This is a genomic window from Streptomyces anulatus (assembly GCF_000721175.1).
Taxonomy (GTDB): Bacteria; Actinomycetota; Actinomycetes; order Streptomycetales; family Streptomycetaceae; genus Streptomyces; species Streptomyces anulatus_C.
Genome location: NZ_JOEZ01000007.1, coordinates 311,807 through 336,537, shown reverse-complemented (window position 1 = coordinate 336,537; position 24,731 = coordinate 311,807). Strand labels below are relative to the sequence as shown.

Sequence of the window (24,731 nt, the reverse complement as noted above, 5' to 3'; positions counted from 1 at the left end):
CTGATGGCCGTACCGCCCCTCGTCACCGCTGCGCGGCTGAGGCCCACCTCACCTACTTCGCCTGCTTCGCCTACTTCACGGCGAGGACCAGGGTGTCCGAGGGGGACGCCCAGACCGCGCGGGCCTCGGCGAAGCCGGCGGCCAGCAGGGTGCGGGCGTGCCAGCCGGCGGAGGGCATGTCGCCGTCCGCGTGCTCACCGTAGATCGCGAACCGTTCGGCGGTGGGTGCGGCGAGGACCGGGTCCTTCGCGGCGACGGCCCACCACTGCGCCCAGTCCAGCGCCCCGGCGGCCTTGGCGCGGTCCATCGCGGCGTGCCGGTGGGCGCGTTCGGCGGCGTTGATCCGGGGCGTGCCGGTGTCGATCATGTGATCGGCGTTCATGAACACACCGCCGTCCCGCACGAGGCCGCCGATCTGCCCGTACAGCGTGGCGAGCGGCTCACTGTGCAGCCAGTGCAGGGCGGTGGCGGTGAGGACGGCGTCGTACGAGGTGTGGGGCAGCCGGGCGGTCCAGTCCGGGTCCTTGAGGTCGGCGGTGACGAAGGTGACCCGGCCGTCGCCCTCGAAGGTGCCGCGGGCGATGGCCAGCAGCGCGGGGTCGAGGTCGACTCCGGTGCTCGTGGCCTTCGGGAACCGCTTGAGGAGCCGGTCCGTAATACTTCCCGTACCGCACGCGAGGTCCAGCACCCGTGGTTCCGGTCCGACGACCGCCTCGACCATGTCCAGCATCACCCGGAACCGCTCCTCGCGGTCAGGCATGTACCACTCCTGCTGCCGGTCCCAGCTCTCCTGCCAGGACTGCCAGTCGGTGCCCGTAGCCGTCTCCGTCACGTCAACCTCCACGTAATGCCCGTTCCGGTCAACCGACCATTACACTGGCCGATGCCCCGACTCTAGACCGACGCCGTAAGGACTACAAGTGGAACTGGCCTATTACTCGGACTACGCCGTGCGCCTGGTCAACACCGAGGAGCCGGCCCGCAACAAGGACGCTCTCACCTCCGTCGACGCGGTCCGGGAGCTGTTCGGCGCAAATCAGCAGGCGGCGCGGCGGACGACGGACGCGGACGTGACCCGGTTCCGTTCCGTACGGGCGCGGCTGCGCGCGGTCTTCGAGGCGGCCGACGGCGGCGACGAGACGCTCGCGGTCGACCTGCTGAACTCACTGCTGCTGGAGTTCCCGGTGAGTCCGCAGATCTCGGGACACGACGTACGGGACGAGGACGGCAGGCCGGACTGGCACATGCACCTGGCCGACCATCCGTCGAACGTGACCGCCGGTTACGCGGCCATCGCGGCGATGGGCCTGGCCTTCCACCTGACCGGGCACGGCGTGGACCGGCTCGGCCTGTGCGAGGCGCTGCCGTGCCGCAACGCCTACCTGGACACCTCCACCAACCGGTCCAGGCGCTACTGCTCGGACCGCTGCGCGACCCGGGCCAACGTGGCCGCCTACCGGGCCCGCAAGCGCGAGGAGGCCGAGCGCACGGGCCGCAGCGCGGAGACCGCCCAGCCCAGCACGGCCGTCACCGACCGCTGACCCTTCGCCAGGGGCCGGTAGCGGGCCCGCACCCGGGCCAGCACCAGCTCCTCCGGCACGGTCCCGTAATCCGTACTGTCCCCGCCCGCGAAGGTGTTGTCGCCCCGCACCCACCAGCCGCCGGGCCGCCGCTCGGTGGCCCGTTTGACCACCAGCAGGTCCTGCTGGAAGGGGTGCCGCAGGATCACCACGTCACCGGGACGCACGGGCGCCCCGTACTGCACGAGCAGCAGGTCGCCGTGGTAGAGCGTGGGCACCATCGAGGGGCCCGTCACCTCCACCACCCGCAGCGGACGCCGCGTCACCCGCCCGCCTCCGGAAACCTGTCGCCGCTCCGGCATCTCCGGCACCTCCCGGTCCCTCCTCCAGCACATCGTCAGCACACCGCCGCGTGGGCGGCTCCGTACATTCGGCCGACGGCCCGATTCTCACACCGGACTTTTGACCTAAGCCCCCGGGGCAGCCACGGAAAGCGGCGCTCCACGGAGTAATGTCCCACCTGAGAAGACGATCACGAGGAGGACAGCTCCATGCTTTCCCGCCTGTTTGCCCCCAAGGTGAAGGTCAGCGCCCACTGCGACCTGCCCTGCGGCGTGTACGACCCGGCCCAGGCCCGCATCGAGGCCGAGTCGGTCAAGGCCGTCCAGGAGAAGTACCAGGCCAACGAGGACGCGGACTTCCGCACCCGCGCCGTCCTGATCAAGGAGCAGCGCGCCGAGCTCGCGAAGCACCACGTGTCGGTGCTCTGGAGCGACTACTTCAAGCCCCCGCACTTCGAGAAGTACCCGGAGCTGCACCAGCTGATCAACGACACCCTGAAGGCGCTCTCCGCGGCCAAGGGCTCGAACGACCCGAAGACGGGCCAGAAGGCTCTGGACCTCATTGCTGAGGTTGACCGGATCTTCTGGGAGACCAAGAAGGCCTGACCTACGGCTAGGCGGTCTGACCTGCGGTTTCGCTGGTCGTTTCGCCTACCGGTCCGCACCCGGTCCGCAGGCCGCCGAAAACGGCGTCCATCACGGACCGGGTGCGGTCTTCTTCCCCCGGCCACAGGTGCACGTAGATCCGCAGCGTGATGACGGCGGACGCGTGGCCGAGGACCATCTGGACCTGCTTCACGCTCGCCCCGCCTGCGATGAGCGCGGACGCGTAGAAGCCCGGTAGTTGAGCGGTTCCCCCTCCTCCATCGTGAACAGCTACTCCGCGGACGGGCGCGTGGCGAGGTGCCCGAGGAGCGCGTCGGTGACGACCTCTCCCACCGGAACCGTCCGCCGGGACTTGGCGGTCTTCGGCGGACCGACCTTCCCTCACTGGAGCCGCTGCCGCTCCACGCGAATGCTGCCGGCCTTGAAGTCGATGTCCGACACCTTCAGGCCCAGCAACTCACCTATGCGCAAGCCTGAACCGGCGAGCACGACGACGGCCGCGCGGATGTAGGGCGGCATCACGCGCGCCATCGCCTCGACCTGGGCGACGGTGGGCGGGGTGACCTCCTCGTCCGGCATGACCGGAAGGGTGATCCGGCGGCACGGACTGGAGGCGATGACCTTGTCGTCCACGGCCGCCGTCAGGAGGCGCACGGGCACGTCGTGGATGTTCCGGACGCTGCCGGGGCCGAGTTGGTCGGACAGGTGCTTGAAGAGCACCTGTATGTCGTTGCGGCGGATCGCCGCCAGTGAGCGGGCGCCCAACGCCGGTACGAGGTGGAGCCGGAGCGCGTTGTCGGTGATGCGCTCACCCGCCTCGTTCGCGATGAGCGAGCCCTGCCACCTCTCGGCGTACTTCTGAAACGTGATGCGGCCGGCGCGCGGGTCGACGTACTGACCGGTGACCACGCTGGTCGTGACTTCGTCGAGCCAGCGCTGTGCGTCGAGCTTCCGGTCGAAGTGGCGGGCGTGCTCCTTGCCGTCAAGGTCACGGTAGCGGGCCCGCCATCAGGCCCGAAGAGCGCAGTCGGCACCGCTGACGGCCTGGTCAGTGCTCTCGCCACGCCTTTTAGGCGCAGTTCCACTCCTCGCTGGGCAGCGAATGCCACAGGTCAAGCCAGTCATGGAGCAGGAAGAGCGGTCGGGTCAGGACGACGTCGCCGGCCCGCTGGGACCGGATCGCCAGGCCGAGGTCGGCGAAGACCGGATCGGCGGCGGGGCTGTACGTCAGGCTGCCGGGCCGCAGTGTCGTGCGGTGGACGAGCCAGTCCTCCACGTGGGAAGGCGCGCAGCCGGTCAGCGGGGCTGCGTCCAGTCTCACCTGGGGGCCGGTGAGGGCGTCCACGGCGACACACCCCAGGCGGCCTGCCTGGAAAAGGGCTCTAATCCCAATCTCGACGAAATCAGCGTAGTTGAGCTGTTGGCCTTCGCCGTGATGGGAGTAGGACGGGACGACCGGTCCTTCGCCGAGGGCATTGGTGATCTCCTCCAAGGTCATCCCGAAGTGCAGGGGGCCGACTCCTACATACGGCGTGAACGTCCACTCGGCGCGCTCCTCCTCCCTGGCGATTCGCCACGGGCCCCGGTACCCCGCCTCGCTCCCCGAAGTGGCCACGGGCGGCTCGGGTGCCGACTCGTGCGGAGCCTGTGTGGGCGCGGTCCGGTCCTCACGCTGGCGGCCGAGTCGTCCCGGAGCCGCGGTGTCCCCGGGTTGCTCTTCCAGCCAGCGGATCGCCTGCTCCTGGTCTCGGCCGAATGGGTCATCCGCCAACTCGCCTGCCCGGTCCAGGGCTGCGCGGCGCTCCTCCTCCGCAGTGACGAGATCGGTGACATCCTCTCCCCAGGCGGCCAGCCGTTCCCGGGCGATCCACCGGTAGTACGAGTCCGCGCTCACGGCAAGGACCTCGCGGATGGCGGGGGCGTATCGAGGTACGGACGAGGTGAGGGCGGGGTCGGCCAGGAGCAGGGCTGTAGCCGCAAGCGCGGCCTCCCTCACCAGTGGATCGTCGTCGTCGCAGAAATCCGCGATGCGGTCGTGGAGTATTGGCCTTGCCGCACGGGCGGCAGCCAGATCTTGCGCCGTGCCGACGCCGTCTTCGACGTCCAGGCGGGTGATGTCGGCGAACGAAGCAAGCCAGTTCAGCAGTTCGGCGCGAAGCGACCGCCGGTCGGCCCTGCGCTCCCACCGGTCTTCGGCGAGGGTGCGCGGATCGTCAAGAAGACGAGCGAGGACCAAGGCCGCCGGAGCGGACGCCGAAAAAACCTGCTCCCGATTGAGGAGCAGCCGATACAGGTCTTCCACAGCCCGCACCCGGCGGGCCGGGTCGGTGGCGAGCACAGCGCCGAGGATGTCCGGTGTGTCCCGCACACTGTGCTGGCCCGTACAGACGTGCGGCAGCTCCTCCCAGGCGGTGTCGGCGAGCTCGGCCTGTGCTGCGGGTGGCAGGGAGTCGGCGGGAGCATAGGGAAGGTTCGGGGTTGTTTCGTTGATCACGGCCGCAGTGTTCCAGCCGACTCCGACATTCAGGAGTGCCGATCCCTGCCACAGACCGTAGACGGCTCACGCTCGAGCAACACTCTGATGCCCTCGCTGCTCGTGGCAGCGTTGGCATCAGTCGTCAGACGGCGCGGGCTGTGGGTAACTGCGAGACCCATGTCGTGAGCTCGGTCAGGTGCTCGGGCTGCAGCCCGAGATGTGGGTCGGGCTGAACGATGAGGGTCGGCATTCCCCTGGCGGTGCGCTCCGCCGCCCAGGCGTGGTCGAGGGTGCTGAAGTCGTCGTCGATCCAGACAGCGGTGGCTCTGCCGAGCCACGTGTCGACGTGGTCGGTTTCCAGAGGTAGCCGTCGGGGTGGCTGGTGGTGATCTGGGGGCGAAGATCCACCTGAAGCATGTGTCGGTCGTCACCACCGAGGGCTACGCGAACCGTCCCGGCGGATCGCAGTCGCGATTCCTCGCGGAGGGCGGCAAGGAGGAGGAGGAGGAGCGGAACCTCGCTATCGTCACCGAGGAGTGGGAGAACGCCCGCGCAGGGATCAAGCCGTCCGGTCCTGGGGCCCGTGACCTGGTGGGGTTCTTCCGGAGCGTGGACGGCAAGCTCGACGACGCGCTCCAGACAGCACCGAACGTGATCACCAACGATCAGCAGGTCCGTGGCATGCTCACGAAACGGGCCAAGACCCTGCACCTGGGGACCGCGAACTACTGCTGGTTCGCCGACCCCGCCAAGGCTCTGTGTCTGAAACTCGCGGGGACACCAACCGCAGACCGGCCGCTGATCGGCATGTGCGACTCGGCTCGCTGCCCGCAGGCCACCCATCACCCCCGCCATCGCCCGGTCTGGGAGAAGACCGTCGAGCAGAACAAGGTGTTCATCGGGATGCTGGGACGCGGGCAGAAGGCCGAACGCGCTCGGCTGGAGGCGGAGCTGGCCCGCGCGGAGAAGGTCCTCACGGACATCGACGCCGCCAGCGGGGGCCCGACAGCCGCGGCCGGGACGGAGGGCTGAGATGGGACGTCTGACAACAGAGACCCGCGCCCGGAACGAAGCAGCGATCCGGGCGGCGATGGACCGGCTGCTGGCCGGAGCGATCCCGCCGGGCGGCGGGTGTGACCTCAAGACTTTGGCAGTCGAGGCCGGTGTGACTCGCACCGGCTTCTACCCGAAGGGAGAACGACCCGGCCCTTACCAACACCTCGCGGAGGAGTTCGAACGGCGGGTGAAGGACGCCCAGGCGGCCGGGACCGTCACGGACCCCAGGACATCCCAGATCGAGCGACTGAAGGCCCGGGTCGCCGAGCTGAAGGAACGGGTCGCCGAACGGGACGCGGATCTCGCCGAGCTCACGGCCTTCAAGACCCTCGCGATTTCCCGGCTGGCCGCCCAGCACGAGGAGATCGAGCGCCTGCGGGAGCAGGCTGCTGGCGCCGGAAGTGTCCGCAGCCTGCCCGCCGCCCGCAGCGGTACGGCCCCGTACGGTTCGTGCAGCTGACGGCTCCGGCACCGAGGCCCCGTCTTACCGCCCCCGGGCGGCGGTGAGTGCCGTCACGAGCGCGTCCAGGTCCCCGGTGTAGGGGATCACATCTTCGTCGTCGGCCGGGGGGTCGAAGCGGGCGAAGAAGTCGTCGAGGGCTTCGGGGGTGACGGTCAGGGCGTTGGCGTCCTCACGCTGGTTGCGCTCGACCAGGCGCCGTAGGAGCTCTTCGCGGTCGGTGGGGAGGTAGACCACGACAGGCAGGCCGCCCGCCTCGCGGGCGGCCTGCCGCCAGGCGTCGCGCTCGCTGAGGCGCCACAGGCCGTGGTCCAGGACGACGTCGTTCCCGGCTTCGATCTCCTTGGTGAACCGTTCTCGGATCGCATCGACCACGGGCCGTTCGCGCTCGAAGTAGGTGTGCTCGGGGTAGTCCACGCCGTACCGGCCGTGGAGGCGGTGGACCTCCTCGTCGACGGACAGGCGGGTGTAGCCGCGGTCGGCTAGGGCCTGGGCGACGGTGGTCTTCCCGGAGCCGGTGAGGCCGGCCAGGAGTACGGCGAGGGGCATGTGGTCATCCTTCCGCGACGTGCTGTCCGCGAGCGCGGGGGCTGCCTGTCAATCCTGGCCGCTGTGGGCGTGCGGACGCCAGGTGGTGAAGACGTTGCGGGCCTCGGCCGGCCAGCCGAAGGGCATCCGGTCCAGGCTCACCCGGCGGAAGGCGAACCGTGGATCGCTGGTGTTGATCACGCCTCCGTGCTGGCCGACGTGGGTCAGCAGACGGCTGGCCTCGTCGCGGACGGCCGGGGTGTGTTCCTGCCAGGCGCCTGAGGTGAAGTGCTGGATGCGGCGGCGGAGGTCGTCCAGGACGCCTGAGCGCCACTTGAAATGGTGAACCGCGCAGATGCGGTCCGCGTCCGGCCGGTGGCCGGGAGAGCGGTGGTTGCCGGAGGACACGGTGACGTCGTGCCGGGCGAGGACGATCTTTCTCGGGTCGCCGTGCAGAAGCCGGTGGGTGAGGTGGCCGCCGAGGGGATAGGCCAGGTCGAGGCCGCCTTCGGGCCGCCAAACGGTGAGGCGTCCGCTCGCGGCGACCCGATCGAGCATCAGCCCGCCCACCACACGGTTTCCGGACTTCTCGGCCTGGGCGATCACTTCGGAGAGTGGGGCGGGGTACTGCTGGAACTCGTCGGCGTCGGCGAGCAGGTGCCAGCCGGGACCGGCCCGGTGACGCAGGGCGTCGCGGAGTTGGGTGTTGGTGTGTTCGTGCCACGGGCCGCTGCTGGTGCCGGTGGGGACTATGCCGAGTTCGCGGCAGGCGGCCTGGAGCTCGTGCCGCTGGGCGTCGGGGACATGGTCGGGGAAGTGGAAGGCGATCAGGAACCGCTCGACGCCCAACCACCGGTAGTGGCGGACCCAGGCGGCCAGGATCGCAGGCTCGACCGGGCCGATGACGGCGATCAGGACGGGAGGCATGCTCAGCATCGGGACTCCTTGGCCGTGAACGAGCTAAAGGTTCGGGTGAGGAAGTCGGCCTGCTCGTCGGCGGTCCACATCCCCACCAGGCCGGGCGCCTCGGGTCCGGGTGACTTGAGCGGCTGGCGGATGAGGGCGTGCAGGGCGGCGGCAAGCCCGTCCGGATCGCCAGCGGTGAAGGTCAGGGCCCAGGGCCGACCGTGCAGACGGCTGGTGAGGGCGGGGTCGTGGTCGGAGACGATCAGGGAGACGCCGAGGCGGGCGGCGTCCATCACGAGCCCGGACTCCTTACCGACCCCGGGCCGGCGGGCGACCAGGGCAGCGTCGGCGGCGCCGTAGACCAGCCGCAGCAGGCTCTCGGCGACAGGACCGGGCACGGTGTGCAGGCGGAGCTGGGGCCGGGCCCGCCACCGCTCGAGTACGGCTTCGTCGAGCGGTTCGCCCACCACCAGCAGGTGCAGGGGCTCCTGCAGCCGGGCCAGGGCGGCGTCGATGACGTCGATGTCCTTGTACGGCCACCAGCCGCCCACCAGGCACACCGCCGCATCGGCGGCGGGAATGTCGAACGCAGTGCGGCCGCCGTCTCGTTCAGCGTCAGTCAGGCGGCAGCCATCGTCGACCGAGAAGGCCCGCACCACCGCGGGCAGGTGGGGGAATGCCGCGGCGAACTGATCCCCGACGGCCTGGGTCGGATACACCGCGATCACCCGTTGCTCACCCCGGCGGGCAAGCCGACCGAGCAGCCGCACGACGGTGTCCTCGGTGGTCACGGCCTCGTGGATGAACCGAAGGTGCCTCTGGCCGCCGAGGAGTGCGGCGGCCCCGTGCAGGGCCTCGCTCGCGGTCAGGATCACCACCGGGTCATGCGGTTCCAGGCGGCGGGCACACCGCAGCGCGGACGCCTCCGTGAAGCAGCGGGCGATCAGGGTGATCTGGTGCGGCAGTCGCCGCACGAGGCGGGGCCAGCGGCGCGACCGGAAGGCCCGCTGCCCGGCCGCCGACAGCCCGGCTGCGAGACGGGAGGTGGCCAGCAGGACGGCAGCCGGGAGCCCGGTCGGTGCGGTCACCAGTGGGGCACCCGCCTCCCGCAGGGCCGCCACCGTCTCGCGGGTGATTCCGTGCGGGGCGATGACGAGGCTGCCGGGTCGGGCGTGGGCGAGGGCCACCAGCGTGCGCTGGTGGTGCCCGCCCAGGCGGGCGGCGTACGGCTCGATGAGCACGAGCGGACCGGTCATCCCGAGACCGCCTGGTCCCCGTGGGCGGCGGTGAACCTCTCCCGCAGCCAGGTGGGGTTGTTGAGGTGATCGAATTGCTGCGGGTCGCGCGCGGTCTGGCGGGCGAAGGTGACGCCCTCCCGGGCCCCGGCGGCGGCGTAGGCGGCGAACTCGCCGCTGCGGCTGAGGGTCCATGCCTCGACGCGCTGGTGGGCGTCGTCGTCACCCATGCCGTACTCGCTGCCGCGGGAGAGCATCGCGCACTCGCGGAACCCGGCCTTCCAGGCGTGGAAGGGGCTCTGATTGAACCGTGTGATCCCGGCGGTCTGCGGGGCGAACTCGATCCGGCCCGGCAGGGCGGCCAGCACGTCCACGACCTCGCCCATCTCCCGCAGGGCACTACGGCGGATCAGCTTCAGCCCGCCGTAGCCGTAGGTCAGGCCGTTGACCGGGTTGACCGCACGCCACACCCGCATGGAGATGCCCTCGTCCAGCGGCTCGACGGCCGCCGGGTCGAAGTCGGTGCCGATGGCGAAGTCACCATCGGCGAGGAAGAACTGCTCGCGCTCGACGACCTCGGCGCCCAGCCGGTAGGCCCGGCGCATCCCGTGCACACCGTGCAGGCGCTTGACTGTGCCGCCGAGCGTCCGCTGAAGGCGGGAGTGCAGGGAGTTGGCCATCGGCTCGTCGTACGACAGGAAGACCGCGTCGAAGTTGGTCATGAGAGGGCCTCCAGGTAGCGGGCGGCGACCAGGGCAGGGGTGAAGTCGGCGGTGGAGGCGTGGGCCCGCTTGGCGTGCAGGGCGTGGAACTCGTCGTCCGTGGCCAGTCGTTCGGCCAGGGCGACGGCCTCGGCGGCAGTGGTGAAGCACAGCTCGGAGTCGATGTGCTCGGCCAGCCAGCCCAGCCGGGGCGAGATGACCGGCAGGCCCATGCCCTGGCAGTCGATCACGCTCATCGACCAGGGGCAGCCGGGCCTGAACGGGGCGATGCCGAAACGGGCGCCGGCCAGCAGGTTCTTGTAGCGGACGCGGTCTCCCCGGTCGGAGACGACCTGGACGTGCGGCAGGGCGGCGAGCTGGTCCCGCATCTTCTCGGGGCTGTCGTCCAGCCCCTTCCGCTCGGCCCGGCGCTGGCCGAACAGGTCCATCACCCGAAGCCGCACCGTGCCCGAGTCGCTGAGTTCGCGGGCCAGGTTCACGAACTCCCCGGTGCCGTAGTGCGCGTACAGCCGGTGGTTGTAGATCCCGATGGCCCCGCCGCCGGAGGCGGGCAGGGTTGTGTCGGGGTCGCGGACCAGGCGCTCGTCACGCGGCGCGGGCACCACCCGCAGCCGGTCGCCCAGGTCCACCGTCATCCGGGCGGCGGCGGCCGACACCCAGGAGGCGGCCGTGGAGGAGTGGACCATCACCCGGTCACAGGCCGCCAGCCCGGCGGCGAACGACAGCAGCACCGGCCGCCCGAGCCCCGCGTCGTCCAGGGACGGGTCGACCAGCAGCTGCCCGCCGCCGGCGAACGAGAACGGCAGGTAGTGGCAGTACCCGGCCAGAAGGGCGCCCGATCCGGCCTCCAGCAGGGCCGTGCGGACCGCCGGGGCCTCCTCGATCTGGTTGGCCACGACCACATCCGGCTTCTCCGCCCGGATCAGTGTCACCAACTCGTCGATGTCTGCCGAGAACCGGGCCCGGTACTTCGTTCCGGGCACCTTCGTTCGGTGGAAGCCGCAGCGGGTATCCCCGGCCGCAGCCGGGGCCGCGACGGTCACCTCAGCCCCGGCGTCGGCCAGGGCCGGGGCGAGCAGGTCCGCGAAGATCCAGCCGGAGTCCGCAGACAACCGGTCGGGGTTGGAGATGTTCAACAGGTACAGCACGCGCATGATGCGTCGCCTCCCTCATCCGCCCGGGGGTCGATCCGGGCCTCTGAGGGAAGGAAAACGGTGACGCGAGCCGTGACGGGATGATGAACTTGGATCACTCACGGTTCATTCATGCTCACTGACCCATGACGCGGGGGCTGGCCTTCGATGGACGCGCAGGGCGAGGAGATCACCGTCGAGCAGGCGGCCGAGGACTTCGCGGCCGAGGTGGCCCACTGGCGGGAAGTACGTGGCATGTCCAAGCGGGCGTTAGCGCTGGCCATGGGATTCGACCCGTCGTACGTCAGCCACGTCGAGTCCGGTCGGCACAAGCCCAGCGAGGAGTTCGCCCGGCTCGCCGACGAGCACCTGAACGCCGGGAAGGCCATCTGGCGGCGCTGGGGCGACTACGAGCAGGCCCGGACCAAGGCCCGGCGCCCACCTACGGCCCCGCCAGCCCAGCGCAGGCACGAGCAGCCGTACGCCACCGGCTCCGCCCTCGTCGTCGAACACGACGCCGCCCGCCTGGTCTACGACGGCTGCTCCTACCGGCTCACCATGCGCCGGCTGCTGCGGAATACCGGCACCGAACCGGTGACCCGCTACCTGATCCGCATCTCCGTCGACCGCTACCCCGGCGACCCCGAGCGGTCCAACGCCCACTACCGGGCCCACCCGCTGACCTGGGACGAACTCGACCTCACCGCCACCTGCCGCGGCGAGGCGATGCGCTGGCAGGCCAAACATGACCGCGACGCTTTCAAGGAAGTCTGGCTGCTGTTCGATAACGAACACGGTCGCTTCCCGCTCTACCCGGGCGAATCCGTGTGGATCGAATACGCCTACACCGTCGGCGACGAGAAGTGGGGCAACTGGTTCCAGCGGGCCGTCCGCCTGCCCACCGAACAACTCGAAGTACAGCTTGCCTTCCCCGCCGGCCTCGACCCCGTCGTGTGGGGCACCGAGACCTCCATGACCGCCGAAGCCTCCCCACTGCGGACCCCGCCCGTCCGCAGTGACGAAGGTGAACTCCGGCAATTCACATGGATCACGACCACACCCGCCCTCCACGCTCGGTACCGTCTTGAATGGAGGTTCCGGGCACGGCCCGAACACAACACGGAACAAGGGGACTTCAGGTGATTGACGTGCGGCCCAGCCAGCAGATGCGAGACCTCGGAGTCGTCCAGCACGGCGCCGGTATCCTCGCCGACCCGGCCCGCGCCTTCGATCTGCCCGCCGAGCGCGACGAGGCCGAGCGCGTCGCGGACGAGCTGTTCGCCGCGATGGAGCGGATCGGCCAAGTCCACCCCTTCGCAAAGGGCATGGGCATCGCGGCTCCACAGATCGGCATCGCACGGGCCGCCGCCGTCGTCCAGCCGCCCGGCGACGCCCCCGCCATCATCCTGCTCAACCCGCGGGTCACTACCCGCGCCGAGGAGATGGACGAGCAGTACGAAGGCTGTCTGAGCTTTTTCGACGTCCGCGGCCTCGTACCCCGCCCACTGGAGATCACCGTCGAGACCACGGCCCTGACCGGCGAGACCGTGACCACTGGGTACGACCGCGGTCTCGCTCGCCTCATCCACCACGAGATCGACCACCTCGACGGCCTGCTGTACACGGCCCGCATGAGGACCGGCGTCGACCCAATCCCCGTGGAGGAGTACCGCCAGACCGGGCGCGCGTGGGCGTACGAGTAGGCGTGTCAGGCCAGCCGCTCAACGAGTCACCAGCCCGCGGCAGTGACGGCCCTGGACTGTGATCCAAGTACTTCCCATATCGAGCCCTTGAGAAGGTTTTCGTGACAGCCCAGAATCAGTCGGCGACGCCAGCAGACATTGCTCGCTTGAAGCAGCACTTCGACGGCACCGTGCCGCCACCCGCAGTCCGGCCGTCTCGGCCATCGGGAAATGCCCTCTACGACTACGCGCACATGGGCTACGTGCGATCTGCTGCCAGTCTCCGCGACGGCGATGGTGACCCTGACCTCTTCGACCGCTTGGAGGAAATGGCCGAGCCCGAGAGCTGGGATGGCCGAGGTCCCGAAGCGCAGGGAGGCAACCGCATCCTTCGTAACTACATCCGGTGGACTTTCGAGCGCGCGAGCCAGCAGAGCAAGATTTCGACCACCGCCGACGGCGGGTTCACCGCGTTCAACACAGGACTGGCAACTGCGCGACAGGAGACGATCTATGGCCTATTTCGCCGCAATGACCGACTTGATAGCCAGCCATGGGTCTTCGTCGGTTGGCGACTGGCCAGCAGCCGCGACTTCATGGACAACTTCCCACCGTCTTTGCGGCCTGACTTTGTGACGTACACCGAGGACCCGGCAGAGTACATCTATGACTGGCGCCGGGAGCTGGTCGTGAGCGTGGACCATATTCTCGACGACCAGGGAAACCTTGATCGCTTCCCTGTACCTCTTCGAGGTAACCCGCACCTGGCTCGCATGGCGCTGAGGGGTGCCGTAGATGGAGCGGAGGACCGAGTCCGCCGTAACTACAAGGCGGCAGTGCCGACTTGGTACCCAGCACAGGACACCGTCCAACTGCTGCTTCCCCTGTCCCTTCTCGACGCGAGCATGGTCGACCTGGCCTTGGTCGTGTCACGTCAGGGGGAGTTCTACCGCGGGCACACGGTGCTCACGACCGCGATGGCGTACAGCAATGCGAGGTTGCTTGCTCGCCCCGACAGTGACTGGTTGCAACCCGCCAGCGATGATCAGACCTCGTGAGCGCCAACCACTGACGAGTCCGAGATCAGGGGAATGGCGTCACCACCAAGATCCCCTGGTGGTGACGTGCACCACACCGCTAGATTCGTTTGCTCCACGAAACGAGACACTTCCCGTGCCCCTCGCGGGACACGGCTCCAGGCGCAGCTGCTGTCCTAAAACGACACGACCTGGATGGGACACAGTCTCTGCGGCGACAACAGGGTGGAAGCACCACGACCTTGGACAAGAAGGCGCTGCCCAGCGCTACTACCAGGTCGGCTACCAGCTCGCCTGCGAAGCCGACCCCCACGGCCATGCCGCCTGGATGATGCGTGCCCTCGCCCACCAGTCCCTCAGCCTCAAGCAACCCCATCACTGCGTGGACCTCGTCAAAGGCGCCCTCGCCCGCGGCCTCGGCCATGTGGACGGCCAGACCGAAGCGCTCCTCCACATCACGCACGCCCGCGCCTACGCAGCCGTTGGCGAGAACCCATTGGCCGCCCGCGCTCTCCTCGCCGCCGAAGACGCCCTCCTGCGCGAGGACGGTCCCCAGCCCAGTTTCTCCCGCGTGAGTGGCCCCGCCGCAGGCACTGTGGCCAGCCACACCGCACGCACACTGACCGACCTCGCCGACCACATCGGAACGGAACAACAGCACCGCGACGCGCTCACCCGCTGGCACCCGGAGAAGTACAAGCGCGTCCACGCCCTCACCCACGCCGACCTCGGCGACAGCCTCGCCACCCAGGCCCGCGCCGACGAAGCGGTCGCCGCCTGGACCCAGGCCCTGGTCCTCATGGAGGGCATGACCTCCGATCGCACCCGGAAGGCGATCACCTCGATCCGCTCGACGCTCGGGATCTACCAGCGCCGCCGCGTCCCCGGAGCCGCAGATCTCGCCAGCCGAGCCCGCGAGTCCCTCGCCTAACATGCCCAACAACCCGCCTGACGAAGGGAACATCGTGACCCAGCAGACCGACGATCAGCCGAAGGCCCTCAAACCGGCGCTCGAATCCATGACCCTGCTGGTCGCGGCCGTCATCGTCCACGACGAGGCCACCAACCGCGTCGTCCTTCTCCAGCGCAGCGAGAACGCCAAGTTCGCCCAGGGAATGTGGGACCTGCCGGTCGGCAAGAGCGAGCCGGGCGAGCCCATCACCGAGACGGCGGTCCGTGAGCTTTACGAGGAGACGGGCCTCACGGTGAAGCCCGAGTCCCTCAAGGTCGCTCACATCATCCACGGCGCCTGGGGCATCGAGGCCCCCAACGGCTTCCTCACGGTCGTCTTCGCCGCCCACGAATGGACCGGCGAACCCGAAAACCGTGAACCCCGCAAGCACTCCCAGGTCCGCTGGGTCGACGCAGACGCCATCCCCGAGGAATTCGTGGAGACCACCGCAAGCGCCCTCCGTCGTTACCTGGCCGATGGGCCCCAGGTATCCCTGGACGGTTGGGGCTGACTACCGGCTCGGCAAGAGCACCAAGGAGATACCGATGCCACAATTCGGACACTTGCCCCTTCCAGCGGCTCGATGCTGGCGTGATTGATTCTTTCGCCTCGGTAATCAAGTCCATACGTTGAGTCATGCTTTGCGTTTGATCTGGCGCCGCGCGCTCCCGTGCCACGTCAGGGTGTAATGGGGAACGGGGAGGGGACACATCAGGGATCCGCTGGCGTTTCCGGTGCTTGCCGGAACGGTGCTAACTGAAGCGGTCAGATTCCTGTTCGAACGCGCGAGTGCCGTACTCGACAGGCGGGCCGGGCGTGTCCCAGTCGAAGAGCCGGAGAGACGAGACGATACGTATCGTCTAATCAGTTGCTCACCAGAACAGCGAGGTCCCCCATGGAACGCTTCGTCGACGTCGCCCCCGGCGTGCGCCTCTGGGCGCAGGACCACGGCGCTCCCGACGCCCCCGCCCTGCTGCTCGTCATGGGCGCGCAGGCGTCCGGGCTCGGCTGGCCCGACGAGCTGGTGGAGTTGCTCGCCGCCCGGCACCGCGTGATCCGGTACGACCACCGGGACACCGGCCGCTCCACGTGGGCCTTCGACGACGAGCCCTATCCGCTCACGGCGCTGGCCGAGGACGCCGTGGCGGTGCTGGACGCGTTCGAGGTGGAGCGGGCGCACGTCGTGGGGATGTCGCTGGGCGGGATGCTCACGCAGTTGCTGATCGCCGATCACCCCGAGCGGCTGCTGAGCGCCACGGTGATCGGGACGAACGCTCTCAGCTACGTCCCGTACACCGCCCCGGACGGCACCCGGATCCCGCCCGAGCAGCTCCCCGGCGTCGCCCCGGAGCTGATGGAGCTGTGGTCGCGGCCCGTCGAGGACCACGGCCCGGAGGGCGAGTTGGAGCGCCGGGTCGAACACTGGCGGGCGCTCGGCGGCGGCCGGATCCCGTTCGACGCCGACTACGCCCGCGCATCGGAGCGCCGGATCATCGAGCACACCGGGCACCACCGCGCCGGCACCGCGCACGCCCGCGCCGACTACTCCGGCATGGAGCGCACCGAGCAGCTCGCCCGGACCCACGTGCCCACCCTGGTCGTCTCGGCCCCCGCCGAACCGGTCGCCCCGCCGCCGCACGCCGAGCACCTCGCCCAGGCGATCCGCGGTGCCCGGCTCGTGGAGATCCCCGGCATGGGCCACGCCCTCCCCCGCGAGGTGCACGCCCCGCTCGCCGCCGCGATCCTGGGGCACACCGGCCGGAGCTGAAACCCCGGGCCCGCGTCACCCGCGTCATACCTGAGAGCCACCCCTCAGGTGCACTCCTGAGCGGGACGTCGGCTACCGCCCCTCGTCCATAACTTCTGTACCGGAAGCACCCCAAGGCCCCGGTACGGAAGGACCTCGCCCCATGCCCGACCGCCCGCGCAGACCCCGTCTGCGCCGCGCTCTGCTCGCCGCCCTCGTCACCTTTGCCGTGGCCGTGCCGGTGTCCGGAGCAGCCCGGCCCGCCGCCGTGCCCGCACCCGCGCCGACCGCCCTCGGGCCGCTGCGCGAGACGGGCCCGGCGGGGTTGGCGGAGCGGTACGCGGTGAGCCGGCGGGACATCCGGGCGGCCGGGCGGGCGGCGGAGGCGCACGGGGACCTGAAGCGGGCGGCCTCGCTGCGGGCGATGGCCGCGCCGGGGCGGCAGTTCCTGTCCTTCGACGGGCGCGACGGCGGCCGCGGTACGGAGGTCGTCGGGGAGCTGGTCACGGCCCGGCGGATCGCGGTGCTGGTGCCCGGGGCCGGCGTCGGCCTGGACGCGTACGGGCGGCTGCGGCGCGGGGCGGTGGCGTTGCAGCGCCAGTTGGGCGAGGGCGCGGCCGTGGTCGTCTGGCTGGGGTACCGCTCGCCCGCCACCGTCAGCCCGGCCGCCCTGACCACCGGCCGGGCGGACAGGGCCGCGCCGGGGCTGCGTGCGCTGGTGGCCGGGCTGCGCGCGGTGCGGCCCGCCGCCCGGATCAGCCTGCTCTGCCACTCCTACGGTTCGGTGATCTGCGCCCGGTCCGCGCCGGGGACCTCGGCCGACGCCCTCGTCCTCTACGGCAGTCCCGGAGTCGGGGTCGAGGACGTGGCCTCGCTGCGCACCGGTGGGCGGGTGTGGGCGGGCCGGAGCGGCGGGGACTGGATCGCCCGGGTGCCGCATGTCCGGGTGCGGGTGCCGTTCGTCGCGACGGTGGGGTTCGGGACCGATCCGGTGGCGGAACGGTTCGGGGCCGAGGTGTTCGACGCGGGCGACGGGGGCCACAGCGACTATCTGCTGCCCGGGTCGCGGTCCCTGACGAACCTGGGCCGGATCGTGGCGGGCGCCGAACCGCTGGAGGCCTCCCGTGCGTAAGGACGTGCGCGAACGCAAGGACCTGCGCGGTCTCGTCGCGCGTATCGAGGCCGCCACCCCGCCCGGCCGCGACCGGGCCGTGGACGCCCTGCGGGCCCTGGCGATCCTCGGCGTGGTGGGCGGGCACTGGCTGGTGACCGCGCTGGTCGCGGACAGCGGCACCGTACGCGGGGCGAGCCCGCTGACGTATCTGCCCGAACTCACGCCGGTCTCCTGGGTGTTCCAGACACTCGCGGTGTTCTTCCTGGTGGGCGGGCAGGTGGCGGCGGGGAGTTGGGCCTCGGCTCGGAAGCGGGGTGTGCCGTACGGGCCGTGGGTGGGCGGTCGGCTGGCGCGGCTGTTCCGGCCGGTGGCGGCGGTGCTCATGGTGTGGACGCTCGCGGCGGCCGTCATGCTGATGGCCGGGGTGGGCGAACCGACGGTCCGGGCGCTGGCCAAGCTGGTCTGGTCGCCGCTGTGGTTCCTGCTCGTCTTCGCCGCGCTGACCGCGCTGACACCGCTGGTGGCCCGGCTGCACCCGCTGTGGCCGCTCGTGGTGGTTCTGCACGTCGACCTCGTACGGTTCGGCCTCGGCGGTCCGCCGGAGCTGGGGTGGATCAACGTGGTCGCGGGCTGGCTGGTGCCGTACTGCCTGGGGGCGCTGGTGGCCCGGGGCGGGCTGCGCGGCCGGTGGAACCGTTGGGTGTTGCTGTTCGGCGGGGGCTCGGCGGCCGTCGCACTGGTGCTGTGGGCCGGGTATCCGGCCTCCATGGTCGGCGTTCCGGGCGGCCGGATCTCCAATCTGGACCCGCCGAGCCTGGCCGCCGTGGCGTTCGGCCTGGCGCAGTGCGGGGCGGCGCTGCTGCTGCTCGGGCCACTGCGCCGGGCGCTGCGCAGGCCGGCCGCCTGGGCGGTGGTGGCGGTGGTGAACCTGTCGGCGATGACCGTGTTCCTCTGGCACCAGACCGCGATGATCGTCGTCACGACGAGCGCGCTGCTGATCGCGGACGGCCCGCTGCCTGGGCTGCACACCGTGCCCGACGGCGCCGGCTGGGTGGTCGCCCGGGTGCTCTGGGTGCCGGTGTTCGCCCTGGCACTGCTGGTGTGCTGGGCCGCGTTCCGGGGTTACGAGCAGGGCGGGCGGCGCGGCGGCGGGGGCTCCCTCGTCGTACGGGCGTCCGCACCCGAGCGGAAGGGACACGCGCGTCGTGCCTAGTCTGAGGGCGAGTGGAGCCGAGGGGGCGGTGGGGGCGGTGACGTCATCGAGGGCGGTGCGCCTGCGGGCGGCGGTGCGCCGTGCGCCGCGTGCCCTGTACGAGGAGCTGTGGGCGGCGCCCGCCGACCGGGTGCCCCGCATGGGCGAGCCGGACGCGCCGGTGTGGCGGCCGTCGTTGCTGGTGCTGCTGATCATCGCGGCCGCCTGCTTCGCCGTGCCGCGCACCAACGAACTGACCGTGGACCCGGCCAGCGGGATCAGCGGGTGGGCGGTGCTGGCCGCCCTGGCGCAGTCCGCGGCGCTGGTGGCCGGGATGATCCGGCCGGTGGGGGCCTGGTGGGCGGCGACGGCGCTGTCGGTGACCACCGTCCTGGTCACCGAGTCCGTGATGAGCCCGGACCGGCTGTTCCCCTGGAGCGTCATGGGGATGGTGTTCCAGGGCGGGGCGCTGTTCTTGCTGGCGCTGCGCGTCCCGCTGCGCCGCGCGACGGGAGCGCTGGCCCTCACCCTGCTGGCGGGGGTGGCGCTCACCCTGCACACCACCCAGCGGCACAACATGGACCTCGACCGCTCCGCACCGGTGTTCGTCGTCGCCCTGGTCCTCGGCGCGGCACTGCGCAGCCTGCGCCTGGCCCGTAAGGACCTCGTCGTCCAGGCCGAGCTGACCGTCGAGGAGCGGGCCCGGCGCACCCTGCTGGAGGAGCGCAACCGGATCGCCCGGGAGCTGCACGACGTGGTCGCCCATCACATGTCGGTGATCTCCATCCAGGCACAGGTCGCCCCGCACCTGGTGGAGCACCCCACCGAGGAGCTGCGGGAGAACCTGACCGGCATCCGCGAGAACGCCCTCGAAGCCCTCGCCGAACTGCGCCAGGTGCTGGGCGTCCTGCGGTCGGAGGACGCGCCGGCGCAGAGCACGCGTCACGCCCCGCAGCCCGGCCTCGACCGGCTGGGCGAGCTGGTCGCCACCGTGCGCTCGGCCGGTCTCGCCGTCACCGTCTCCACCACCGGCGAACCCCGCCCCCTGTCGCCGGGCGTCGAGCTGTCCGCGTACCGCATCGCGCAGGAGGCGCTGAGCAACGTGATGCGCCACGCGCCCGGTGCGAGCGCCGAGGTGGCGATCGGTCACCGGTCCGCCGGGGTGACCGTCCGGGTCGTCAACACCCCGCCGGACCGCCCGGCCGCCCCCTCCCCCGGGGCGCGTCACGGTCTGCTCGGGATGCGCGAGCGCACCGCGATGCTCGGCGGCGAGCTCGCCACCGGGCCTACTCCCGACGGCGGCTGGGAAGTCACCGCCATCCTGCCCGCCACCGGAACCACCGAGGACCTTCCATGACACCGCCCATCCGCGCCGTGATCGCCGACGACCAGATGATGGTCCGCCAGGGCTTCACGGTCCTGCTGAACGCCGAGCCGGACATCGAGGTCGTCGGGCAGGCCGTCAACGGGCTCGACGCCGTCGCCAAGGTCGACGAACTCGCCCCGGACGTCGTGCTGATGGACATCCGGATGCCGGAGCTGGGCGGCATCGAGGCGACCCGGCGGATCACCTCCCCCGAGGGCTCGACGGTGAAGGTGCTCGTCCTGACCACTTTCGACCTCGACGAGTACGTCTACGAGGCGCTGCGCGCGGGGGCGTCCGGCTTCCTGCTGAAGGACGCCTCCGCCGATGAACTCGCCCATGCGGTGCGGGTGGTGGCGGCGGGCGACGCGCTGCTCTCGCCGAACATCACCAAGCGGCTGATCGTGGAGTTCTCCCGGACGGCCGGGGCCCCGCGCCCGCCGCTCAAGGAGCGGATCGGGGAACTGACGGAGCGCGAGACGGAGGTGCTGACGCTGATCGCGGGCGGCCTGTCGAACGCGGAGATCTCCCGGCAGCTCATCGTGGCGGAGCAGACGGTGAAGACCCATGTGGGCCGGATCCTGGTCAAGTTGGGGGTCCGCGACCGGACCCAGGCGGCGGTGTTCGCGTACGAGTCGGGGCTGGTGCGCCCGGGCGGGATCTGACCGCCCGGGCCCGGCGCCCGGCGCGTTTCGTAGGATCGGCTCCGTGACGACGGGGAACGGGGCAGGAACAGAGAGCGGCGGAGCGGTGGCGCCCACCGAGATCGAGCGCGCGCTGTCCGCGGCGGTCGCCGGCGGCAGCGTCGACGCGGTGGTGGAGGTGCTCGCGCGGACCCGGCTGTACGTGCTCGTCGCCCGGCTGCACGCGGACATCCCGGGCTGGACGGCCCCGCTGCCCACGATCCGCGACGAGGCCACCCGGCGGGCCTGCGTCCCGGTCCTGACCCAGGGGGTGCTGCCGCCCTGGCACCCGGAGTGGGTGTTCCGCGAGGTGAGCCTCGGCGAGCTGGCCCGGACCTGGCCGTACGACGTGCGCCGGCTCGCGGTGAACCACGGCACCCCGTTCGCGGCGATGGTCGAAGCCCGGCCCAAGCACCTGAAGGCGTGGCTGAAGGCCGACGAGCACTCCGGCGGGGCCCAGCGGAGTGTCCTGCTCACCGACACCGGCGGGCCGCTGCACGGGCCGCTCGCCCACGGGCTGGCGCTCGGCGCCCATCTGGCCGTCACCAACGGCCTGATCTGGAACCGGCTCGGTGCCGTCTACGAGAACTACGCGACCGACCGGGCCCGGCTGCGCAGCCCGTGGGGCATCCCGCACCGCGCCGAGTACCGCGACCGCCTCGCGTCACTGATGAAGAACCAGCTGGTCGGGCGCGTCCAGGAAGCCGTCCTGCGCACCCGGCACACCCTGGCGAACCGGCTGGGACGCACGCCGACGCGCGAGGAGTGGTCGGAGGCGGTGACCCGTGCCTTCGCCGCGCGCGACGCCGACGACCGCGCGGTGGCGGACCGGGCGCTGCGGTACGTCGCCCTGTTCGAGGAGAAGTTCCGGGCCGACGGCGTGCTCGCCCCGGACGGTCGCGTCGACACCCTGGCCGCCTTCGACCTCGGCCGGGCGGTCAACGTCGTACGGCTCGCGCTCGGCGCCCGGTACGGCGATCCGCACGAGGCCGAGCAGGACGTCCTGCGGGTCGGCGAACTCGCCAGGGCGGCCTACTCCTCGTGGGCGGACTTCTCCCTCGGCTACCTCATGGCCAGGGTGGTCCACCGGGCCGAGGACGACGGCCCGGAGGCGGCGGAGCCCACGTACCGGCAGTCGCTCGCCGAGCACCGCGTGCTGACCCAGGACCCCACCAGCCCTTACCGGAACATCCCCTGGTCATGAACCCGAACCTTCCCCCCGCGCCCCCGGCCCCCTGGACCCCCGCCCCCTGGGTCCCGCCGTCCGAGACCGAGCAGCTCCTCCACGAGGCGGCGCTGCGCGGCGACGTACGGGCCCAACTGGCGGCGCTGGCCGGGGCCGAGCTGTACATCCCGGCACCGCGCGCCGAGGTGGACGCTAAGCCGGACACCATCACCTGGCGCGCGCACCACGACCCGGCCGGCTTCGTCTGCCGGCCGGTGCTCACCCGGGGCATGCTGCCCGCGTGGCATCCGGACTGGGTCTTCCACGGGGTCTCGCTGCGGTGGGCCGCCGAGTTCGGCTGGTCCGACCCGCGCGTGCTCCTCGGGGTGAACGTCGGGACGCCCGGCCAGCTGCTGCTGCCCACGGGCCCGACGGACCTGGCGCTGTGGCAGCGCGCGTACGCGGAGAACGACCGTCTCCCCGAGAACCGGCTGCTCGCACTGCGCCACGGAGCGCTGCACGGGCCGTTGGCGTACGGGCTCGCCTGCGGGGCACACCTGGCGATCGGGAACGCGGTGCCGTGGAACGAGGTCGGCACGGTCTACCGCGAGTACACCACCGAGCGGGATCTGCTGCGCGAGTCCTGGGGCATCACCGGCCATGCCGAGTGGCGCAAGCAGGTGGACGCCCTGCTGGACGCCCGCAACAGCCCGCCGGAGCCGGACTTCGTGCTGCGCACCCGCGACCAGCTGGCGTCCGCGCTGGGCGAGTTGCCCTCGGCCGATCTGTGGCGCGAGACCGCGGCGGGCCACGCCCAGGACCTGGGGGCGGACTCCGGCACGGTCAAGGGCATCGAGGAGCTCGTGCGCCGGATCATGCGCTACGAGGCCCGGTTCCGCGCGGACGGGCTGCTGCCGCCGGACGGCCGGGTGCACACGACGGTCGCCTACGACTACGGGCGGGCGGTGAACCTGGCGCGCTGGGGGCTGGCGGCGCGCTACTGCGCCCCCGCCGACGCTGAGCAGGCGATCGTCTACGCCGGGGCGCTGAGCAAGTCGGCCCACCGCTCCTGGGAGGAGTTCTCGGCGGGCTACTCGCTGGGGCGGGTACTGCGGTTCGACGAGGAGGAGTACGGGCCGTTCTACGAGAAGAACGTCCTCGCCCACCGTCTGCTGGCGGAGAGCGAGGGCAGCCCGTGGCGTCACATCCCGTGGCGGTGAGGCGAGGCCTCCCGGTCAGCCGCCGGGCAGCAGGTGCCGGTAGCTGTCCGGGTTCTCCACCAGGAACTGGGCGAAGCTCTTCGCCGGGTGGCCGGTGAGCGTGGGCACCGCGTCGGAGACGGCGGCCAGTTCCCCGTTCGCGATCGCCTCGTACGAGGTGACCCAGCCGGCCACCTCCCAGTCCTCGGCCCCGTAGCCGGCCCGGGACGCGTAGGCCTCCTCGCAGGTCTCGGGGACGTAGGCCACGGGGCGTCCGGTGACCCGGCTCAGCTCCTCGGCCGCCTCGGCGAGGGTGAACGCCTCGGGTCCGGTGAGGTCGTAGACCCGGTCGTCGTGGTCCGTTCCCTCGTCCAGCAGCACGGCCGCCGCCGCGTCGGCGATGTCGTCGTGGGCGACGGCCGCCACCCGTCCGTCGCCGCCCGGCCCGCGCAGCAGGCCGTCGGTGCCGGCCATCGCGGGCAGCCCCGCCAGGTACCAGTTGTCGCGCAGGAAGGTGTGGCGCACCTCGGCGGTACGGATGTGGGCCTCGGTGTCCCAGTGGTCGCGGGCGAAGGTGAACGTGGCGTCGGGGGCGGCCCCTTGGAAGGACACGTACACGATCCGCTCCACGCCCACCGCCACGGCGGCGTCGATCGCCGTGGTGTGCTCGCGGACCCGGTAGGGGCTCTCGTGGGCGGAGACCAGGAACAGGGTGTGGGCCCCGTCGAGGGCCCGGCGCATGGCCTCCCCGTCGCCGTAGCGGGCGGCGGGCGCGTGGTCGGCGCCGGGCAGGTCGGGCAGCCGGTCGGGGTCGCGGCCGAGGAGCCGTACGGGTACGCCGGTCCGGGCGAGCCGCCGGGCGACCCGGCCGCCGACCGCTCCGGTCGCTCCGGTCACCGCGGTGAGGGGGCCGATCACTGGGTTCCTCTTCCTCTCGTAGTTCACCGTGCCAGGGGTTCTCCGCGCCAGGGCCGCACCTCCACGACCGCGCCCACCGGGAGCGGTCCGTAGAGGTGCGGGAACTCCTCGCCGCCCGGCTCCATCGCCTCGTACCGGACGGGGTCGACGAGCCGGGCGGGGTCGACGACCAGGACCACGAGGTCCCGGTCGCCGTCCCCGTACAGCATCCGGGCCACACCAGGGAGCTGGTGGGGCAGCGAGAGGTGGATGAAGCCCTCCTCCTGGAGGGTGCGGCCGCGGGTGGACATCTCGTACGTCCCTGTCCCGCGGGCCGCCTCCCACAGAGGTGCTTCGGCGAGGTGGAGCAGCGGTTCGGTCGGCGGTTCGTTCATCGAACCACGCTAGCGGGCGTTGCTCCGGGTCTGCTGGAAGGTGCGGCGACGAGCCCTGCGCGTGGCCAGGAGGACCGTGCCGCCGGCGGCCACCAGCGCTGCCGGGATGGACCCGATGACCTATTCGCCGCCCCGGGAGCCGCCCGGCAGCGGATCGGCACCCGCGGCCGGGGCCAGCACGCCCACCATCGCCGCGGCCGTGGCCACTGTCACTGCCGCCCGGACTGCGTTGCCGCGCCTGCGCGCCTTCTGTTCCATGCCGCGCAATATGCATGGTTAACACTTAGTCAGTTCGCATGACACGCCGCCCTTGTCCTGTTGC

At 71.2% G+C, this 24,731-nt stretch carries 26 protein-coding genes and 3 pseudogenes; 16 read left to right on the top strand and 13 right to left on the bottom strand.

The genetic code is table 11. The features are described 5' to 3' along the window. Positions 1–70: 70 nt before the first annotated feature. Positions 71–832, bottom strand: a complete 762-nt coding sequence (locus IG90_RS0110025; protein WP_030580752.1) for a class I SAM-dependent methyltransferase — start codon at positions 830–832, stop codon at positions 71–73. 88 nt (positions 833–920) lie between these two features. On the opposite strand from IG90_RS0110025, the gene IG90_RS0110020 reads away from it, so the two are divergent. Continuing rightward, positions 921–1,541, top strand: a complete 621-nt coding sequence (locus IG90_RS0110020) for a CGNR zinc finger domain-containing protein (protein ID WP_030580750.1) — start codon at positions 921–923, stop codon at positions 1,539–1,541. Here the strand turns inward: IG90_RS0110020 and sodX are convergent. Further along, complete coding sequence (sodX, locus tag IG90_RS0110015; protein WP_233435966.1) at positions 1,454–1,882, bottom strand: nickel-type superoxide dismutase maturation protease; 429 nt, start codon at positions 1,880–1,882, stop codon at positions 1,454–1,456. The two genes, IG90_RS0110020 and sodX, sit on opposite strands and share 88 nt — an antisense overlap. A gap of 189 nt (positions 1,883–2,071) precedes the next feature. Here sodX and sodN point away from each other — a divergent pair, with 189 nt between their 5' ends. Continuing rightward, positions 2,072–2,467 carry a superoxide dismutase, Ni gene (gene sodN / locus IG90_RS0110010; RefSeq protein ID WP_003966342.1) on the top strand — a complete coding sequence of 132 codons (396 nt, stop codon included), beginning with the start codon at positions 2,072–2,074 and terminating at the stop codon, positions 2,465–2,467. A 7-nt stretch (positions 2,468–2,474) separates the two neighbouring features. Here sodN and IG90_RS46860 read toward each other — a convergent pair. The 3 genes and pseudogenes from IG90_RS46860 to IG90_RS45690 all read right to left on the bottom strand — a co-directional run. After that, positions 2,475–3,475: pseudogene (locus IG90_RS46860) on the bottom strand (tyrosine-type recombinase/integrase); the annotation flags it as partial. Positions 3,476–3,536: 61 nt separating this feature from the next. Further along, entirely contained in the window at positions 3,537–4,961 is a 1,425-nt protein-coding gene (locus tag IG90_RS0110000; protein ID WP_030580744.1) for a hypothetical protein, read from the bottom strand. A 124-nt stretch (positions 4,962–5,085) separates the two neighbouring features. Beyond that, positions 5,086–5,351, bottom strand: a pseudogene (locus IG90_RS45690) (hypothetical protein); the annotation flags it as partial. Between IG90_RS45690 and IG90_RS39285 the strand changes: the two are divergent. Then, on the top strand, positions 5,319–5,975 hold the full coding sequence (locus IG90_RS39285; protein ID WP_033895251.1) for a hypothetical protein: 657 nt from the start codon (positions 5,319–5,321) through the stop codon (positions 5,973–5,975). The pseudogene IG90_RS45690 and the gene IG90_RS39285 overlap by 33 nt on opposite strands. Position 5,976: 1 nt before the next feature. Beyond that, positions 5,977–6,459: a hypothetical protein gene (locus IG90_RS0109985; RefSeq protein ID WP_030580738.1), complete on the top strand. Its 483-nt coding sequence runs from the start codon at positions 5,977–5,979 to the stop codon at positions 6,457–6,459. Between the two features lie 24 nt (positions 6,460–6,483). Here the strand turns inward: IG90_RS0109985 and IG90_RS0109980 are convergent, their stop codons facing one another. The 5 genes from IG90_RS0109980 to IG90_RS0109960 are packed head-to-tail and all read right to left on the bottom strand — an operon-like array spanning position 6,484 to position 11,004. After that, entirely contained in the window at positions 6,484–7,008 is a 525-nt protein-coding gene (locus IG90_RS0109980) for a P-loop nucleotide/nucleoside kinase family protein (protein ID WP_030580734.1), read from the bottom strand. Between the two features lie 48 nt (positions 7,009–7,056). Further along, positions 7,057–7,923: a glycosyltransferase family 2 protein gene (locus IG90_RS0109975; RefSeq protein ID WP_030580731.1), complete on the bottom strand. Its 867-nt coding sequence runs from the start codon at positions 7,921–7,923 to the stop codon at positions 7,057–7,059. Next, positions 7,917–9,149, bottom strand: coding sequence for a glycosyltransferase (locus IG90_RS0109970; protein ID WP_030580728.1), 1,233 nt, complete (start codon positions 9,147–9,149; stop codon positions 7,917–7,919). Before IG90_RS0109970 ends, IG90_RS0109975 begins: the two co-directional genes overlap by 7 nt. Next, positions 9,146–9,850 (bottom strand): hypothetical protein, encoded by a 705-nt coding sequence (locus IG90_RS0109965; protein ID WP_030580725.1) that lies wholly within the window; start codon positions 9,848–9,850, stop codon positions 9,146–9,148. The genes IG90_RS0109970 and IG90_RS0109965 overlap by 4 nt, the downstream gene beginning before the upstream one ends. Then, positions 9,847–11,004: a glycosyltransferase gene (locus IG90_RS0109960; RefSeq protein ID WP_030580722.1), complete on the bottom strand. Its 1,158-nt coding sequence runs from the start codon at positions 11,002–11,004 to the stop codon at positions 9,847–9,849. The genes IG90_RS0109965 and IG90_RS0109960 overlap by 4 nt, the downstream gene beginning before the upstream one ends. 147 nt (positions 11,005–11,151) lie before the next feature. Here IG90_RS0109960 and IG90_RS45195 point away from each other — a divergent pair, with 147 nt between their 5' ends. The 12 genes and pseudogenes from IG90_RS45195 to IG90_RS0109900 all read left to right on the top strand — a co-directional run bounded on the left by IG90_RS45195 (position 11,152) and on the right by IG90_RS0109900 (position 23,138). Continuing rightward, positions 11,152–12,126 (top strand): helix-turn-helix domain-containing protein, encoded by a 975-nt coding sequence (locus IG90_RS45195; protein WP_030580717.1) that lies wholly within the window; start codon positions 11,152–11,154, stop codon positions 12,124–12,126. Next, entirely contained in the window at positions 12,123–12,686 is a 564-nt protein-coding gene (locus tag IG90_RS45190) for a peptide deformylase (RefSeq protein ID WP_030580714.1), read from the top strand. The genes IG90_RS45195 and IG90_RS45190 overlap by 4 nt, the downstream gene beginning before the upstream one ends. 101 nt (positions 12,687–12,787) lie before the next feature. Beyond that, entirely contained in the window at positions 12,788–13,723 is a 936-nt protein-coding gene (locus tag IG90_RS0109945; RefSeq protein WP_124264873.1) for a DUF3825 domain-containing protein, read from the top strand. 190 nt (positions 13,724–13,913) lie between these two features. Then, a pseudogene (locus IG90_RS0109940) lies at positions 13,914–14,633 on the top strand (NsdA family TPR-like regulatory protein); the annotation flags it as partial. Between the two features lies 1 nt (position 14,634). After that, positions 14,635–15,165, top strand: a complete 531-nt coding sequence (locus IG90_RS0109935; RefSeq protein ID WP_030580705.1) for an NUDIX domain-containing protein — start codon at positions 14,635–14,637, stop codon at positions 15,163–15,165. A gap of 384 nt (positions 15,166–15,549) precedes the next feature. After that, on the top strand, positions 15,550–16,422 hold the full coding sequence (locus IG90_RS0109930; RefSeq protein WP_030580702.1) for an alpha/beta fold hydrolase: 873 nt from the start codon (positions 15,550–15,552) through the stop codon (positions 16,420–16,422). A 142-nt stretch (positions 16,423–16,564) separates the two neighbouring features. Then, positions 16,565–17,533 carry an alpha/beta hydrolase gene (locus IG90_RS0109925; RefSeq protein ID WP_030580699.1) on the top strand — a complete coding sequence of 323 codons (969 nt, stop codon included), beginning with the start codon at positions 16,565–16,567 and terminating at the stop codon, positions 17,531–17,533. Positions 17,534–17,555: 22 nt separating this feature from the next. Next, complete coding sequence (locus IG90_RS0109920; RefSeq protein WP_030580696.1) at positions 17,556–18,728, top strand: acyltransferase family protein; 1,173 nt, start codon at positions 17,556–17,558, stop codon at positions 18,726–18,728. Positions 18,729–18,756: 28 nt separating this feature from the next. Further along, positions 18,757–20,064: a sensor histidine kinase gene (locus IG90_RS0109915; RefSeq protein ID WP_030580693.1), complete on the top strand. Its 1,308-nt coding sequence runs from the start codon at positions 18,757–18,759 to the stop codon at positions 20,062–20,064. After that, positions 20,061–20,735 carry a response regulator gene (locus tag IG90_RS0109910; protein ID WP_030580690.1) on the top strand — a complete coding sequence of 225 codons (675 nt, stop codon included), beginning with the start codon at positions 20,061–20,063 and terminating at the stop codon, positions 20,733–20,735. The genes IG90_RS0109915 and IG90_RS0109910 overlap by 4 nt, the downstream gene beginning before the upstream one ends. 43 nt (positions 20,736–20,778) lie before the next feature. Continuing rightward, a complete protein-coding gene (locus IG90_RS0109905) occupies positions 20,779–21,957 on the top strand; it encodes a DUF1266 domain-containing protein (RefSeq protein WP_030580686.1) in 1,179 nt (392 codons plus the stop codon). Beyond that, positions 21,954–23,138 carry a DUF1266 domain-containing protein gene (locus IG90_RS0109900; RefSeq protein WP_030580683.1) on the top strand — a complete coding sequence of 395 codons (1,185 nt, stop codon included), beginning with the start codon at positions 21,954–21,956 and terminating at the stop codon, positions 23,136–23,138. The genes IG90_RS0109905 and IG90_RS0109900 overlap by 4 nt, the downstream gene beginning before the upstream one ends. A 15-nt stretch (positions 23,139–23,153) precedes the next feature. Here the strand turns inward: IG90_RS0109900 and IG90_RS0109895 are convergent, their stop codons facing one another. The 3 genes from IG90_RS0109895 to IG90_RS45185 form a co-directional block, all read right to left on the bottom strand. Next, positions 23,154–24,035, bottom strand: a complete 882-nt coding sequence (locus IG90_RS0109895) for an NAD(P)H-binding protein (protein WP_030580679.1) — start codon at positions 24,033–24,035, stop codon at positions 23,154–23,156. 23 nt (positions 24,036–24,058) lie between these two features. Beyond that, the gene (locus tag IG90_RS0109890) at positions 24,059–24,409 is read right to left on the bottom strand and encodes a DUF952 domain-containing protein (protein ID WP_030580677.1); all 351 of its coding nucleotides are present in this window, start codon (positions 24,407–24,409) and stop codon (positions 24,059–24,061) included. Positions 24,410–24,529: 120 nt separating this feature from the next. Beyond that, positions 24,530–24,667, bottom strand: a complete 138-nt coding sequence (locus IG90_RS45185; RefSeq protein ID WP_206433977.1) for a hypothetical protein — start codon at positions 24,665–24,667, stop codon at positions 24,530–24,532. Positions 24,668–24,731 lie beyond the last annotated feature (64 nt).

Bases quoted from the DNA above. Each gene is read 5' to 3' on its own strand.
- sodX (WP_233435966.1), bottom strand. From the start codon at position 1,882: ATGCCGGAGCGGCGACAGGTTTCCGGAGGCGGGCGGGTGACGCGGCGT.
- sodN (WP_003966342.1), top strand. From the start codon at position 2,072: ATGCTTTCCCGCCTGTTTGCCCCCAAGGTGAAGGTCAGCGCCCACTGC.
- IG90_RS0109985 (WP_030580738.1), top strand. From the start codon at position 5,977: ATGGGACGTCTGACAACAGAGACCCGCGCCCGGAACGAAGCAGCGATC.
- IG90_RS0109980 (WP_030580734.1), bottom strand. From the start codon at position 7,008: ATGCCCCTCGCCGTACTCCTGGCCGGCCTCACCGGCTCCGGGAAGACC.
- IG90_RS0109975 (WP_030580731.1), bottom strand. From the start codon at position 7,923: ATGCTGAGCATGCCTCCCGTCCTGATCGCCGTCATCGGCCCGGTCGAG.
- IG90_RS0109970 (WP_030580728.1), bottom strand. From the start codon at position 9,149: ATGACCGGTCCGCTCGTGCTCATCGAGCCGTACGCCGCCCGCCTGGGC.
- IG90_RS0109965 (WP_030580725.1), bottom strand. From the start codon at position 9,850: ATGACCAACTTCGACGCGGTCTTCCTGTCGTACGACGAGCCGATGGCC.
- IG90_RS0109960 (WP_030580722.1), bottom strand. From the start codon at position 11,004: ATGCGCGTGCTGTACCTGTTGAACATCTCCAACCCCGACCGGTTGTCT.
- IG90_RS45195 (WP_030580717.1), top strand. From the start codon at position 11,152: ATGGACGCGCAGGGCGAGGAGATCACCGTCGAGCAGGCGGCCGAGGAC.
- IG90_RS0109935 (WP_030580705.1), top strand. From the start codon at position 14,635: ATGCCCAACAACCCGCCTGACGAAGGGAACATCGTGACCCAGCAGACC.
- IG90_RS0109930 (WP_030580702.1), top strand. From the start codon at position 15,550: ATGGAACGCTTCGTCGACGTCGCCCCCGGCGTGCGCCTCTGGGCGCAG.
- IG90_RS0109925 (WP_030580699.1), top strand. From the start codon at position 16,565: ATGCCCGACCGCCCGCGCAGACCCCGTCTGCGCCGCGCTCTGCTCGCC.
- IG90_RS0109910 (WP_030580690.1), top strand. From the start codon at position 20,061: ATGACACCGCCCATCCGCGCCGTGATCGCCGACGACCAGATGATGGTC.
- IG90_RS0109900 (WP_030580683.1), top strand. From the start codon at position 21,954: ATGAACCCGAACCTTCCCCCCGCGCCCCCGGCCCCCTGGACCCCCGCC.
- IG90_RS0109890 (WP_030580677.1), bottom strand. From the start codon at position 24,409: ATGAACGAACCGCCGACCGAACCGCTGCTCCACCTCGCCGAAGCACCT.
- IG90_RS45185 (WP_206433977.1), bottom strand. From the start codon at position 24,667: ATGGAACAGAAGGCGCGCAGGCGCGGCAACGCAGTCCGGGCGGCAGTG.